1 protein-coding gene is annotated in these 584 nt (G+C 65.4%); it reads right to left on the bottom strand.

Annotation, left to right across the window (positions count from 1 at the left end; translation table 11 throughout):
* A partial coding sequence (locus EN914_RS37680; protein WP_164779287.1) for a glycine cleavage T C-terminal barrel domain-containing protein occupies positions 1-584 on the bottom strand: 584 nt, incomplete at both ends.

The following is a 584-nucleotide window of genomic DNA, read 5'->3' as shown; positions in this document are numbered from 1 at the left end:
CCACCGCATCAGCCTTCCCCCGCTCCGACTTCGGGTCGTAGGGGCTGCGCAGATGTGCTGTCGCGGCATGGCGAACGCCGGCAAGGTCGATCTCGAAACGACGACCGGTGAGAAATGCAGCGTCGACGCCCGCCTCGTTCTCGATCAGGCCGAGCGCCACCGAGCGGCCAAGCGTGTGGCCGTAGGCGGCCGAGCGGATTTCGCCGACCGGCTTGCCGTCGCGCAGGATCAGTTCGCCGCCCCACAGCATCGGCTCGGCATCATCGAGCGTGAACAGCACGATGCGTCTTGCCGGTGCTGCCGATGGCTTCGTCTCAACCAGCGCGTCGCGTCCGATAAAGTCACCTGGCTTGTCCATCGCCACGGCGAAGCCAAGCCCGGCCTGCCAGGGGTCGATATCAGGCGTCAACTCCCTGCCCCAGGCGCGAAAACCCTTTTCGATGCGCAAGGCATCGAGCGCATAGTAGCCGGCGTCCAGCAGACCGAATTCACGGCCCGCCTCATGCAACGCCTCATAGACGCCGACGGCGAATTCTGTCGGCACGATCAGTTCCCAGCCCAGTTCGCCGACATAGGTGACGCGG

The sequence above is a fragment of the Mesorhizobium sp. M7A.F.Ca.CA.001.08.2.1 genome (genome assembly GCF_003998455.1).
GTDB classification, from domain to species: Bacteria; Pseudomonadota; Alphaproteobacteria; order Rhizobiales; family Rhizobiaceae; genus Mesorhizobium; species Mesorhizobium ciceri.
This window is presented reverse-complemented; position numbering and strand designations above follow the sequence as displayed.